Origin of the sequence: Pseudomonas rhodesiae, from assembly GCF_007858255.1 — a bacterium.
GTDB lineage: Bacteria > Pseudomonadota > Gammaproteobacteria > Pseudomonadales > Pseudomonadaceae > Aquipseudomonas > Aquipseudomonas rhodesiae.
The window spans coordinates 67,767-80,298 of the sequence record NZ_VFEU01000006.1; the positions used below are offsets into that span (position 1 = coordinate 67,767).

General features: G+C 62.0%; 15 protein-coding genes. 9 read left to right on the forward strand and 6 right to left on the reverse strand.

The window, feature by feature from the left end:
* Positions 1-89: 89 nt before the first annotated feature.
* Complete coding sequence (locus tag FIV35_RS11170) at positions 90-260, forward strand: metallothionein (RefSeq protein WP_080761464.1); 171 nt, start codon at positions 90-92, stop codon at positions 258-260.
* Positions 261-321: 61 nt separating this feature from the next.
* Here FIV35_RS11170 and FIV35_RS11175 read toward each other — a convergent pair whose 3' ends face one another.
* Together FIV35_RS11175 and FIV35_RS11180 are read right to left on the reverse strand one after the other, a co-directional pair.
* Positions 322-594, reverse strand: coding sequence for a hypothetical protein (locus FIV35_RS11175; protein WP_034096941.1), 273 nt, complete (start codon positions 592-594; stop codon positions 322-324).
* Between the two features lie 16 nt (positions 595-610).
* Complete coding sequence (locus FIV35_RS11180; RefSeq protein WP_034096942.1) at positions 611-853, reverse strand: DUF6555 family protein; 243 nt, start codon at positions 851-853, stop codon at positions 611-613.
* 116 nt (positions 854-969) lie between these two features.
* Between FIV35_RS11180 and FIV35_RS11185 the strand changes: the two genes are divergently transcribed.
* The 3 genes from FIV35_RS11185 to FIV35_RS11195 all read left to right on the forward strand — a co-directional run bounded on the left by FIV35_RS11185 (position 970) and on the right by FIV35_RS11195 (position 2,984).
* Entirely contained in the window at positions 970-1,734 is a 765-nt protein-coding gene (locus FIV35_RS11185; RefSeq protein WP_034138682.1) for an AraC family transcriptional regulator, read from the forward strand.
* An 89-nt stretch (positions 1,735-1,823) separates the two neighbouring features.
* Positions 1,824-1,997 (forward strand): DUF1427 family protein, encoded by a 174-nt coding sequence (locus tag FIV35_RS11190; protein ID WP_080758717.1) that lies wholly within the window; start codon positions 1,824-1,826, stop codon positions 1,995-1,997.
* 27 nt (positions 1,998-2,024) lie between these two features.
* On the forward strand, positions 2,025-2,984 hold the full coding sequence (locus FIV35_RS11195; RefSeq protein WP_034138681.1) for a quinone oxidoreductase family protein: 960 nt from the start codon (positions 2,025-2,027) through the stop codon (positions 2,982-2,984).
* Positions 2,985-3,039: 55 nt separating this feature from the next.
* Here the strand turns inward: FIV35_RS11195 and FIV35_RS11200 are convergent, their stop codons facing one another.
* From FIV35_RS11200 to FIV35_RS11210, 3 genes are all read right to left on the reverse strand, one after another.
* Positions 3,040-4,062 (reverse strand): purine-nucleoside phosphorylase, encoded by a 1,023-nt coding sequence (locus tag FIV35_RS11200; protein ID WP_034138680.1) that lies wholly within the window; start codon positions 4,060-4,062, stop codon positions 3,040-3,042.
* Positions 4,063-4,077: 15 nt separating this feature from the next.
* Positions 4,078-5,025: a nucleoside-specific channel-forming protein Tsx gene (locus FIV35_RS11205; RefSeq protein WP_034138679.1), complete on the reverse strand. Its 948-nt coding sequence runs from the start codon at positions 5,023-5,025 to the stop codon at positions 4,078-4,080.
* A 172-nt stretch (positions 5,026-5,197) separates the two neighbouring features.
* On the reverse strand, positions 5,198-6,118 hold the full coding sequence (locus tag FIV35_RS11210) for a helix-turn-helix domain-containing protein (protein ID WP_034138678.1): 921 nt from the start codon (positions 6,116-6,118) through the stop codon (positions 5,198-5,200).
* Between the two features lie 209 nt (positions 6,119-6,327).
* Here FIV35_RS11210 and FIV35_RS11215 point away from each other — a divergent pair, with 209 nt between their 5' ends.
* Both FIV35_RS11215 and FIV35_RS11220 read left to right on the forward strand, forming a co-directional pair.
* On the forward strand, positions 6,328-7,653 hold the full coding sequence (locus FIV35_RS11215; protein WP_034138677.1) for an ABC transporter substrate-binding protein: 1,326 nt from the start codon (positions 6,328-6,330) through the stop codon (positions 7,651-7,653).
* Positions 7,654-7,669: 16 nt separating this feature from the next.
* Positions 7,670-8,443: an L-iditol 2-dehydrogenase gene (locus FIV35_RS11220; RefSeq protein ID WP_034138676.1), complete on the forward strand. Its 774-nt coding sequence runs from the start codon at positions 7,670-7,672 to the stop codon at positions 8,441-8,443.
* Positions 8,444-8,461: 18 nt separating this feature from the next.
* On the opposite strand, the gene FIV35_RS11225 is transcribed toward FIV35_RS11220, so the two are convergent.
* Positions 8,462-9,154 (reverse strand): NUDIX hydrolase, encoded by a 693-nt coding sequence (locus tag FIV35_RS11225; protein ID WP_034138675.1) that lies wholly within the window; start codon positions 9,152-9,154, stop codon positions 8,462-8,464.
* Positions 9,155-9,300: 146 nt separating this feature from the next.
* Between FIV35_RS11225 and FIV35_RS11230 the strand changes: the two genes are divergently transcribed.
* Genes FIV35_RS11230 through nadE form a run of 3 tightly spaced genes read left to right on the forward strand, consistent with a single transcriptional unit; the run spans position 9,301 to position 11,994 of the window.
* Positions 9,301-9,948: an isochorismatase family protein gene (locus FIV35_RS11230; protein ID WP_034138674.1), complete on the forward strand. Its 648-nt coding sequence runs from the start codon at positions 9,301-9,303 to the stop codon at positions 9,946-9,948.
* 11 nt (positions 9,949-9,959) lie between these two features.
* Positions 9,960-11,177, forward strand: a complete 1,218-nt coding sequence (pncB, locus tag FIV35_RS11235; protein WP_034138673.1) for a nicotinate phosphoribosyltransferase — start codon at positions 9,960-9,962, stop codon at positions 11,175-11,177.
* 1 nt (position 11,178) lies between these two features.
* On the forward strand, positions 11,179-11,994 hold the full coding sequence (gene nadE, locus FIV35_RS11240; protein ID WP_034138672.1) for an NAD(+) synthase: 816 nt from the start codon (positions 11,179-11,181) through the stop codon (positions 11,992-11,994).
* The last annotated feature ends 538 nt before the right edge of the window (positions 11,995-12,532 follow it).

Sequence of the window (12,532 nt, forward strand, 5' to 3'; positions counted from 1 at the left end):
TGGTTGGAACGATCCGCGCAGGCTGGCAGTCAGTGCTTATGGTGCCGGCGCTCGCCGCACCGTGACGACCATGAACGAGGAGTCTGACCATGCCAGATCAAACCTGTGCCTGCCCACACTGCAAATGTGTGCTGGGCGTCGATGCGGTAATGAAGGACGGTAAGGGTTATTGCTGCCAGGGCTGTGCCGAGCACCATGCCCACGGTGAACCTTGTGCTTCGCCCACGGGGTGTGAGTGCGCCAAATCGGCGAAAACCTGAAGGTGCCGTAAGTTCGGTGATGGTGGCGAGCAGCCTTGCTCGCCACGCAGGCCTGCAGGCGTTACTGGGTCTCCAGCTCCAACCGCAGGCTATGGTCGGCCAGGCGCTGACGGTCTTTGACCACGGCGCTGGTGCGTCGACCCTCCAGTGCGAACACCACGGTTTGCGCGTCTTGAAGATCTTCAGGTAAAGGCTGGAACACATCGAGCACCAGCCAATCGGGTGTGTGCTGAAGGCTGACCTGACATTCGGCATGTTTGGCCAGCGGACCGAACAGGGTGTTTTGGGTGTAATCGATCCGCGCCTTGCCGTTGACTCTTTGCGGTAAAACCATGGGGTTATCTCCTTGTTCACGCCTGGGCGCGCGCGTCCGAGCGGCGCCATTGCACATTCTGGATGCCGTATTTCTCAGCCTGGGCCGGGCTGGTTTTTTTCACCTGTTCCCGCGCGAAGCGGCCAATACGGCCGACGCCCGCGTCACAACTGGCCCAATGCCAGGCTTCCAGAGTGTCGAGTTTTTCCAGGCGGATAATGAATGACTTGGCTTCGCCATGAAGGGTGTAGTCGATCACAAACAGTTTTGCGTTATTCATGGGGCCATCGTCCCTGGTGGTGTAAGCAAGTGATCCTGGGGCGCGCTAAAAATTCACTCGGACTGTCGAGCGGTGCTGTTTACCATGGCGGCTCATTCACCACCGACTGACCGACCATGGCCCTGGCCTCGCCCCCCGACCTCACCGATCACGCCGTTCCCGTGCAGCCGTTGGCGCGCACTTACCCGCGCGGCCTGTACATCGAACCGCACCGCCATGATTGGGGCCAGTTGCTCTACGCCATGAGCGGCGTGATGTGGGTGGAAACCCCGCGCGAAGCCCTGGTGGTGCCGCCCCAGCGTGCGGTCTGGCTGCCACCGGGGGTGGAACACGGGATTCGCGTGGTGTCGGATTTGCAGATGCGCAACATCTACCTGCGCCCGGCGTTGGCGGCGACGCTGGATGCCGAGGTACAGGTGATTGAGGTCGCACGGCTGCTGCGCGAGCTGATCGTCACGCTGGTGGAGCAGGGGGACAGCAGCGATGGCGCCTACTACGACGCGGTGGTGGGCTTGGCCCTGCTGGAACTGCACCGCGCGCGGCGTTCGTCGATCCGCATCGCCATGCCGGTAGACGCCGACCGCCGCCTGATCAACGCGTGCCAGGCGGTTATGGCGGCGCCGTCCCTGGCGATCGCGTTCGAGCAGCATGCCGAAGCGGCGGGTGCCAGTGTGCGTACCCTGGCGCGGTTGTTCCAGACTTACTTGGGTATGGGCTTCGCCGAGTGGCGACGTCAGGTGCAATTGGCCACGGCGGTGGCAGCGCTGATCCAGGGGCAGTCGGTGAGTGGCATCGCCCGCGCGCTGGGCTATTCGCCGAGCAGTTTCAGCGACATGTTCCGCCGCGAGCTGGGAGTGGCGCCGTCGCAGTACTGCAGTTGAAGAGTTGGCCGAAATCCTGAAGCAGTTGGCCGATGCCGGCGCGGCGCGCTGCTTAGACTGGCGCCTTCAACTGACACGGCGTAATCCCCATGGACTATCTGATTTCCCTTGCCATCGGCCTGCTGGTGGGCGTGCTCTACGGCGCCCTGGATTTCCGTTCGCCCGCACCGCCGGCCATCGCCCTGGTGGGCCTGCTGGGCATGCTGCTGGGCGAAAAGCTCTGGCCCATGGGCCGGCATCTGGTCAGCGGCTGGTTGTCCTGAAGCCTTTTCTTCTGCTGGAGAGTGAACATGAACGCATTGCAATTTTCCGCCACCGGCGACCTCGCCGCGCTGCGCCTGGTTGACATCCCCACGCCGGTTCCGGCCGCGGGTGACGTGCTGGTGCAGATCAAAGCCGCCGGCCTCAACCCCAGCGACGTCAAAAACGTGCTCGGGCGTTTCCCCTACACCACACTGCCACGCATCCCTGGCCGCGACTTTGCCGGCGTGGTGGTGCAGGGCCCCCAGGCGCTGCTCGGCCAGGAAGTGTGGGGCACCGGCCGGGACCTGGGGTTCTTTGCCGACGGCTCCCACGCCCAATATCTGACCGTGTCGGCCCAAGGTGTGGCGCGTAAACCGGCGCAGTTGAGCTTTGCCCAGGCCGCCAGCCTCGGCGTGCCGTACACCACCGCGTGGGATGCGTTGGAGCGCAGCGGTGTCGGCAGCGGCACGCGGTTGCTGGTGATCGGTGCCAATGGCGCCGTGGGCCGCGCGGCCCTGGCCTTGGGGAAGATTCGTGGGGCCCAGGTACTCGCGGCAGTGCGCCGTGCGGATCAAGTCGAGGCGTTGCAGGCCGAGGGGTACACCGCGATTGCCCTGGCCGAGCCTGATGCGCTGGGCGCCCAGGTGCATGGGGTGTTCGAGGGCGGCGCTGAGGTGATCTTCGACACTACCGGTTTCTGGCTGCCGGCGGCGGTAGCGGGTCTGGCCCCGTTCGGGCGCATCGCGATCATCGCCGCGCCGGCGGACGGTCATGTGCAACTGCCGGCCCTGGCCCTGTATCGCAAGGGCGGCTCGGTGGTGGGCATCAATTCATTGCTCTACAACTGCGAACAATGCGCGGTGATGCTCGCGCAATTCGGGCGCTTCTTCGATGAAGGTACGTTGCCGCTGCCGACCGGCCTGCGCGAGGTGGCGCTGGCCGATGGGGTGGCCTGTTATGACGCGGTGAACCGGGGCAGCGCGGATAAATTCATTCTGCTGCCGTGAGGGGGCGAGGGCGCTTGCCTGCTAGAGCAAGCGCCCCTCGCGCGGGGCCATCGGCTCAGGCGTCTGGCACCCCTTTTTCCCACGCCGACCAGTTGTTCAAAATCGCCTGCACCAGCGGGTTACCGGCGCGGTACAGGTTCTCCAGCGCCGGCACGAAGCCGCCCTGGTCGGCGTACTTGAGCAGGTTATCCACCTCGCTGTAGCCGGGGTAGGGGCGGTCGAAGTCCGAGCCGGCACGCACTACCGCCAGGCGCTGGATGTCTACCCGGCCCTCGCGACTGGCGCGCAGCAGGGCTTCGTAGGTGGAGTTGTCTTCCTGCTGGGTGGTGCAGTACTCGCCTTTGTTGTCGGTCAGCAGCTTGGTCCAGACCTCGGCGCGTTCGCTCAGCCGCGTGCCGGAGAACCAGGTATTGCCGGCCAGGGTGTCACAGCGAGTGACCTGCGGCGGCTGGTTGGCGGGGGCGGCGGGGTAGTGTTTGCGCCAGGCGGCCGACTCTTTGCTTTCAATCAGTTCGACCTTATGGGACAAGGCAAACGCCTTGGCCTGCAACGCCGGGTTTAGCTCGAATACTTCGGTCTTGTAGTCCAGCGGCGGCTTTTCGTTGGGGCCTTTGGTGTTGATACCCAGGTAACCGGTCGGCCAATCCTTGGGTGCATCCCGTGAATCCAACTCCCACTGGGTGCCGAATTCCACTAGGTAATGGGCCCACGCGGCGGTGCCGAGAGTGCCGTGCTTGGGGCTGATACCGGCGATGCCGGCGACCAGGAAGTAGCTCTGGCGCAGGTCGAACTGCGGCGACAACGCCAGGGCCAGGGTTGACGCGGCGGCGTTGGTCTGGCCCATGCCGGTGACCAGCAGGCACACGTCCTGGGTGTTGCAGCGGATCACTGGATATTCGGCCGACAGACCCGGCACGCGCACTTCCTGCTTGAGTGCCAGACGGTCGATCCAGGTTTGCGCCTCGGGCGCGAACATGGTGATCAGCATCACTTTGGGCTTGATCGGCGCCTGTGCCAGCGCCACAGGGGCCAGCAAGGCGAGGCCGATGGCGATTGAGAGGCGGTTGAATACATTCATCGAGTGCTCCTTAAATCAGAATTGGTAGCCTACGCCGGCGTAATAACCCCAGCCGTCGGAACGCGCGCGGAAGTTGCCTTCGCCGAAATTCAACTCGCTGCCGTCCTCCCAGTTGCCGCCGTTGTGAAAGTAGCGGCCGACCAGGGTGAAGCGCAGGTGCGTGAACGAATACAGCAGCACGTTGGTCGCCACCAAGGCGTTGGCGGTGCGCGCCGGGTTGTCCTTGTGCAGGTCCGAGCCGAAATCGTAGTTGGTGAAGCCGATGTAGGTCAGCGAGGCGCCGTTGTCGAACTTGCCGATGGGCACGATGTACTTCATCTGCGCGCGGTAGCCGTCCCACGAATACTCGTTGCTGGCCCCGTAGTTTTCCCACTGGTAGCGCCCGTAGAAGTTGGCCGACAGGTTGACCCGCGAGTGGGTCTCGATGTCGGTGCCCAGCCCGCTGTACAGCGTATTGGCGCGGTTTTCCTTGTTGCTGCCGTGGTCGTAGATCCAGTCGAACGCTACGTACCACTCTTTGAACGGGCCGACGGCCAGGCTGCGGCCGGCCAGGTAGTCGATGGAGATTCGCGGTTCGTGCTCCATGAACACCGGCGAGCCATGGTCCCACACGCCTTTGTCATTGCTGTTACCGATGGTGAGGATCTTGGGCACATCGATATAGCCATACAGCTCGAACGGGCCTTTGCGGCCGAAATACTCGTATTCCAGGTAGATGTCATCGGTGGGCTTGGGGCCGAAGCTGATGTCTTTACTGCCGATCAGCGTGAGGTCTTGGTTGAACCAGTCCGACAGGTACACGCCTTTTTTCGCCGGGCTGGCTTCGGGGGCCAGGGTTTCGCCCTGTGCTGAGTCATCGGTGGGCTTGGACTGCGCCAAAATGGGTGCGCTGAGTAGTCCCGTAACGGCGGCCAGTAGCACAGAAACAGCCAATGGAGCGGGGAGCCGAGAGGTGCGATGCATTGAAAATCCCTGTTCTTGCGCGGTTTGAACCCGATTCTTCGGGCAGCTCGGAACTTGTCTGGCAAGTTCTTAGCGCAAACGTTTGCACAGGCTGTACCAACTTTGTTTAGCGCACTGAAATAACGGGGAAATTCGGTTAATAGTCGACCTGTTGATCAACATTGGCTGGGTGTCATTTTTTGCTGCTGTCGAACAGGTGCACGGCGGTGTCGCGCCGATAGTCGCTCGGGGTTTGCTGCATCTCGATGCGAAAGTGCCGGTTGAAATTGGACAGGTTGGCGTAGCCCACTTCAAAGCAGATATCCGCCACCGACATCTCGCTTTGCAGCAGCAAGCGGCAGGCGCGCTGCACGCGAAATTTGCGCATCAGGTCGATAAAACCATGGCCGGTGTTGCGCTTGAAAAAACGCGAGAACCCCGGCTCGCTCATGTCCAGCTGACGGGCGATCTCCGACAGGCGCACGTCGCCGGTCAGTTCGCGCATCAGGTAGTCGAACGCCTTGTGGATGCGTTCGGCGCTGCGTGCGTCCAGGGTGGGGGCGTAGCAGGGGCTGGCCAGGGTTTGCATCTGGTGCGTCGGGGCGTTTTTCAGGGTGTCGAGCAATTGCAGGAACAAGATCAAGCGTTGCAGGCCCTGGGCGCGACCGATGTCTTCCATCAGGCACGCGGCCCGCACGGCGGTGTCGCCACTGAAGGCCAGGCCGCGCCTCGCCTGTTCGAACAAGCGTTGTAAGTCGCCGAGTTCCGGCAGGGTGTTGCGCAAGGCGAGCAGGGCAGCCCCGTCGAATTGCAACACCACGTCGCGGCCGGCCAGGTATTCGCCGGGGGCGAGGTCGCCGATCCAGTCGTGGGGCAGGTCGGGGCCGATCAGCGCAACGTGCCCGGCGCTGAACGCACCAATGTAATCGCCCGCCACCAACTTGCCGCTGCCGTGGCGGATCAGGTGGATTTCAAACTCGGGATGATGGTTCCAGCGCGCCAGTTCATAGGGATAGTCGTGTTCGAACCAGCGAAAGCAATGGTCCGGCTCGGGCAGGATCACTTCGCGCTCTGCCGGGCGATGTTCGAACAGGGTGGCGCGGCTGACGGGCATGGGGATGCCTCTTGTTGGAGGGGGATTGCCTAAAAATACGCCGCTGGTCACCCGTGCGCTACCCGCGCCTCGGCCCGCCACTGATACTTTTTTGCCTCGGCGCCAAGGGTTAAAAAAGTACCAGAAGGGCATCCGCCATGGGTTTGTGAGGGCGTGACCAAGCTGCTGTAATCGGCGCTCAACAACAAAAACAACAGGTGGAAACCGCCATGCTCCCAACCTGCAAAACCACACTTGCCCATGCGCTGTTCGCGCTCAGCGGCCTGGCCCTGGCACTGCCCAGCCAGGCTGCCGACACCGTGACGATCGCCACCGTCAACAACAGCGACATGATCCGTATGCAGCGCTTGTCCAAGGTGTTCGAGCAGCAGCACCCGGACATCAAACTCAATTGGGTGGTGCTCGAAGAGAACGTCTTGCGCCAGCGCCTTACCACCGACATCGCCACCCAGGGCGGGCAGTTCGACGTGCTGACCATCGGCACTTACGAGACGCCGTTATGGGGCGCCAAGCACTGGTTGGAGCCGCTCACTCAACTGCCGCCCGACTACGATGTCGACGATATCTTCCCCTCGGTGCGCCAGGGCTTGTCGGTCAATAACACCCTGTACGCCTTACCGTTCTACGGTGAAAGCACCGTGACCTACTACCGCACCGATCTGTTCCAGCAAGCCGGTCTGAGCATGCCCGCGCACCCGACCTGGAGCCAGCTCGGCGAATTCGCCGCCAAACTCACCGACAAAGCCCAGGGCCAATACGGGATGTGCCTGCGTGGCAAAGCCGGTTGGGGCGAGAACATCGCACTGCTGAGTACCATGGCCAATGCCTTCGGTGCGCGCTGGTTCGACGAGCAATGGACACCGCAACTGACCAGCCCCGAGTGGACGGCGGCGGCCAATTTCTACGTTGACACCCTCAAGCAGTACGGGCCGCCGGGCGTGTCCAGCAATGGTTTCAACGAAACCCTGGCGCTGTTCAACAGCGGTAAATGCGCGATCTGGGTTGATGCCAGCGTGGCTGGTTCTTTCACCACCGACAAAAGTCAGAGCAAGGTCGCCGACTTCGTAGGTTTCGCGGCGGCGCCCACCGAAGTCACCGACAAAGGCTCTTCCTGGTTATACGCCTGGTCATTGGCGATTCCGGCCACGTCCAAGCACAAGGATGCGGCCAAGGCCTTTATCACCTGGGCTACGTCCAAGGACTACATCCAATGGGTCGCCGATCAAGACGGCATCACCAACGTACCGCCGGGCACCCGCCAATCCACCTATAGCGCGGCCTATCTGAAAGCTGCACCGTTTGCCCAAGTGACCCTGGCGATGATGCAACACGCCGACCCCGCCCATCCGTCGCTTAAACCGGTGCCGTACGTGGGCATTCAGTACGTGACCATCCCCGAGTTCCAGGCCATCGGTACGTCGGTCGGCAAGCTGTTCTCGGCCGCGTTGACCGGCGGCATGTCGGTCGACCAAGCCTTGCAGCAGGCGCAAACCAGCACCGAACGCGAGATGAAACGCGCCGGCTATCCCAAATAATGATCAGGACATCACCATGAAACGACTCGACGGTAAGAGCGCGTTGATCACCGGCTCGGCGCGGGGCATTGGCCGCGCGTTTGCCCAGGCCTATATCGCAGAAGGCGCCACGGTCGCCATCGCCGACATCAACCTGCAACAGGCGCGGCAAACCGCAGCCGAACTGGGCCCCCAGGCGTATGCGGTGGCCATGGATGTGACCGAGCAAGCCTCCATTGATGCGGCCATTGGCGCCGTGGTGGCCCACGCCGGCAAGCTGGATATTCTGATCAACAACGCAGCGTTGTTCGACCTGGCGCCCATCGTCGACATCACCCGCGAAAGCTTCGAACGGCTGTTCTCGATCAACGTCGCCGGCACCCTGTTCACCCTGCAGGCGGCTGCGCGGCAGATGATCCGCCAGGGCCACGGCGGCAAAATCATCAACATGGCCAGCCAGGCTGGACGGCGTGGCGAACCGCTGGTGGCGGTGTACTGCGCGACCAAGGCGGCGGTGATCAGCCTGACGCAATCGGCGGGGCTGAACCTGATCCAACACGGCATCAACGTCAACGCCATCGCCCCCGGCGTGGTGGACGGCGAGCACTGGGAGGGTGTCGACGCGCTGTTCGCCCGGCATGAGGGCCTGGCGCCGGGCGAGAAGAAAAAACGCGTGGGAGCCGAAGTACCGTTCGGGCGCATGGGCACTGCCGAGGATCTGACCGGCATGGCGATCTTCCTGGCGACCAAGGACGCTGATTACGTGGTGGCCCAGACCTACAACGTCGACGGGGGTAACTGGATGAGTTGAGCCAGCCGGGCAGCCAGGCTACTCGGCAAAACTGCGATCAAAAAAGTACACCGCCCCAGGCTTCAGTTGTTGCAGCGTCGCCTGGGGCCTGCCGCCTTCGCCCGGCTTTTTACGGCCAGTCTCGCGCAGGTAGCCCGCCTCGGTCAGCTTCAACAAACGCTGACGAATACTGGTCTTGAGCACCGGTCTGCCCAGTACCACGGAAAAGATCGCCGTCGCTTGCGGCGCGCTGAATTCTTGGCCGAGGAACATCAACGGCAAGCTGCTGTATAGCGACTTGGACAACAACCGCTCCAGCACGGCTGCGACGATCAGGTTGTGATCGAATGGCAGCCGGATCCTGCCGTCCGCCACGGCATTGAGTGAAAACCAGCCCTGACGCTCACCCAGGCTGACCTCACCCGCCACGATTGCCAGGTAGTACGTCGACGACGACCAGCAGCGCGGGTCGCGAAACGCATCGCCCACCGTGCCGACCTGTTCGCACCAGGCCAGTTCCAGGCCGACCTTGTCACTGGCGCGCAATCGCTCCACTGCATCCTTGAGGCTCAGATCTTGCACGTCGCCATTGACCACCACCCCCGGAAGCGCCCAGTGCTCGGCGAACGGTTCGGCTTCGCGCTGATTCAGCAGCAGTTTGATCTCTCCCGATTCGCGGCAATAAAACAGCACGCACAGGTCGACGGTGTGGAGGTAGGGGCTGAGTGACATGGGGCATCCTTCTAAACAGCGGTGGGGCACAGTCTAACGGATCGAAAAAATATGTCATGTACTTGCGCCCATACATATTAATAAATGTTTCTTGCAATGAAAGTACATGACGTGTACTTTTGTTTCCAGGCCACAGGAGAACCGCCATGACCCTTTCCAAAACTGCCATTGCTTCATTCGACGTCGATGCCCAGAAGAGCTTTACGCCCCTGTGCCCCAACGAGTTGCCCGTGGTCGGCGGTGATCAGATTGGTGCCGAGCTGAACTACATGGCCAGCCTGGTCGGCCACCGTATCGGCAGCAAAGATGCGCACACCCCTAACGCTCCGTGGGTGGTCCAGCAGCAGAGCGACATGATGCAAGCCACCGGCCTGGAACACGCCGACCTCACCTGGGTCAGCCACTGCGTGCCGGGCACCGAAGGCTTCACCTTGCTCGACGAACTGCCCACCCCGTATGACTACGATTACTTCGTCTGGAAAGGCGTCGAACCTGACCTGCACCCCTACGGCGCCTGTTACCACGACCTGCACGACAAGCTGTCCACTGGCGTCATCGAATATTTGAAAGCCCACGGCGTGGTTCGGGTGATCGTCGGCGGCCTGGCCCTGGATTTCTGCGTCAAGACCACCGCCTTGCAACTGCTCAAGGCCGGCCTGGAAGTGGTCCTGCACCTGCCGGCGTGCCGTGGGATCAGCGAGGAGGGCGGTGTGCAGGCCGTCAATGAGTTGCTCAAGGCGGGGGCCGTTATCAGCCGCACCCGCGAAGAACTGGCCGCGATGGCCACGCGTTAAGGAGAGACACCATGGAAAGTGCATACGACTACGAATCCCCGGTGATTCAGGGCTTGCTCGACACCGACTACTACACCTTCACCATGATGCAAGCGGTGTTGCACCAGCACCCCAACGTGGATGTCGAATACAACTTCATCGTGCGTTCCAAGGAAAAGCTCGGCCACTTGATCCCCGAACTGCGCGCCGAGCTGGAAAAACTCGCTGGCCTGCAAATGCGCGAAGGCGAGCTGCGCTTTTTGTTCAACCCGCGTTTTCGCGAATACCTTACACCCGACTACGAGCGCTTCCTCGGTCTGTTCCGCTTCAACCTGCGCTATATCCATGTGAGTGAAGTGGACGGCCAGCTCAACATCCGCGTGATCGGCCCGATGCTGCACTGCATCATGTTCGAGCAACCGGTGCTGGCCCTGGTCAGCGAACTGCGCAACCGCGATAAATACCCCGACGTGACCCTGGAAGACGTCACCCGCAAGCTCTATCAGAAATTCGACTGGCTGGAAAAAAACCTCAGCCGCGACGAACTCGCCGACCTGCGGGTGTCCGATTTTTCCACCCGTCGGCGCCTGTCGTTCAAGGCCCAACGCGAAGTGGTCGACATCATGCGCCGCGATTTCCCCGGCCAGTTTGTCGGTACCAGCAACGCCCACCTGGCCTACGAGTTTGACCTGCCGCTGATCGGCACCATGGCCCACCAATGGCTGATGGTGCACCAGCAACTGGGGCGCCTGCGCGAAAGCCAGAACGCCGCGCTGGAAAACTGGGTACGTGAATACCGCGGCCGCCTCGGCATTGCCTTGACCGACTGCATCAGCACCGATTTTTTCCTCAAGGATTTCGACCTGTACTTCGCCAAGCTCTACGACGGCCTGCGCCAGGACTCCGGTGATCCCATCGTGTGGGCCGATAAAGTGCTGGCCAGATACAAGGAACTCGGCATCGACCCCATGACCAAAGACCTTATGTTTTCCGATGGGCTGAACTTCGAAAAATGCCTGCCGATCCTGCGCCACATTCGCGGCAAGGCCCGCTTTGGCTTCGGCATGGGCACCAGCCTGGCCTGCGATGTGGACGGCGTGGAGCCGCTGAGCATTGTGATGAAGCTGGTGCGGGTCCACGGCGAACCGGTGGTGAAGTTCTCCGACGACCCGGTGAAAAACGTCTGCGAAGACGCCTCGTTTTTGCAGTACGCCGCGCAAGTCTTCAACGTTGGCAAAGTGGAGGTGTGACATGCAAACCCAGGACCGCATCGCTCAGGAGCTGAACATCAACCGCGGGCTGGTCAAGGGCGGTGAGCCCCAGGAAATCCAGCGCCGCATCGATTTCATCAAACACACATTGCGCCAGTCCGGCTGCACAGCGCTGGTGCTGGGCATCAGCGGCGGTGTCGACTCGCTGGTGGCGGGCCGCTTGTGCCAGCTGGCCGCCGAACAACTGCGTGACGATGGCTATCCCGCGCGGTTTATCGCCATGCGCCTGCCTTACAAGAGCCAGGCCGATGAGCACGATGCTCAGGCCTCCCTGGACTTCATCAAGCCGGACCAGATCGACACCCTGAATATCGCCGCCAGTGTCGACGGCTTGATGGCCAGCCTGGCGGCCAGCGAAGCCAGCGCCGCGCAGGTGGATTTCATCAAAGGCAACGTCAAGGCCCGTGCCCGCATGATCGCGCAGTACGCCGTGGCCAACCTGCACAACGGCCTGGTGGTGGGCACCGACCATGCCGCCGAAGCGCTGATGGGCTTCTTCACCAAGTTCGGCGACGGCGCCTGTGACCTGGCGCCGCTGTCCGGCCTGACCAAGACCCAGGTACGCCTGCTTGGCACCGCACTGGGCGCGCCGGCCAACCTGGTCAAAAAAGCCCCCACCGCCGACCTCGAAGAACTGGCGCCGGGCAAACTGGACGAAGTCGCTTACGGCTGCACCTATGACGATATCGATGCCTACCTGATGGGCGAACCCGTCAGTGAGCAGGTACGCACGATAGTGGAAAGCGCCTACCGCAAGACCGCACACAAACGCGCGCTGCCTGTCGTTCCCCTCTAACCTCGTACCCTGTCCGGGACGAGTGGGCTTGCTTATGGTGAACAGGCTCGCAGATGGTGAGCGAGCGTGCTCCCACAGCTAAACTCCTCTGGGCCACCACCCGGCACTCGGTGCATTTGGCCCCATAGCCATAGATCTCTACACAAGTTTTAAGGCTGAAATAACTCTGTGGTGAGCCCGCTCACCACGAGAACCTCATTTTCTCAGGCTATGTCACCGAAAATATGCAGCCACCAACCCTAACCACGATGCGAAGCGAGCCGCTCTTGCTCTTGCTTTTGATCTCAGGCGCCCCGTTAACCACGCTGGCCGGAATTCGGCATTGATTTGGGGGGTGAACCGGCAGGGATGCCGGTTTAGCCGCCCCGCGCCATGGATGGCGCGTGGCGGCGGCCCCCCAAATCAATGTCGGATTACGGGCACACCGAGCCTAGGCGAGGTGCCGAGTGGTGGGGCAAAGCGTTATTGGTTACTTTTGGCGCTCTTCCAAAAGTGACCCGCCGTAAGGGCGGAACCCATAGCTGCCGTGACCGCGGCA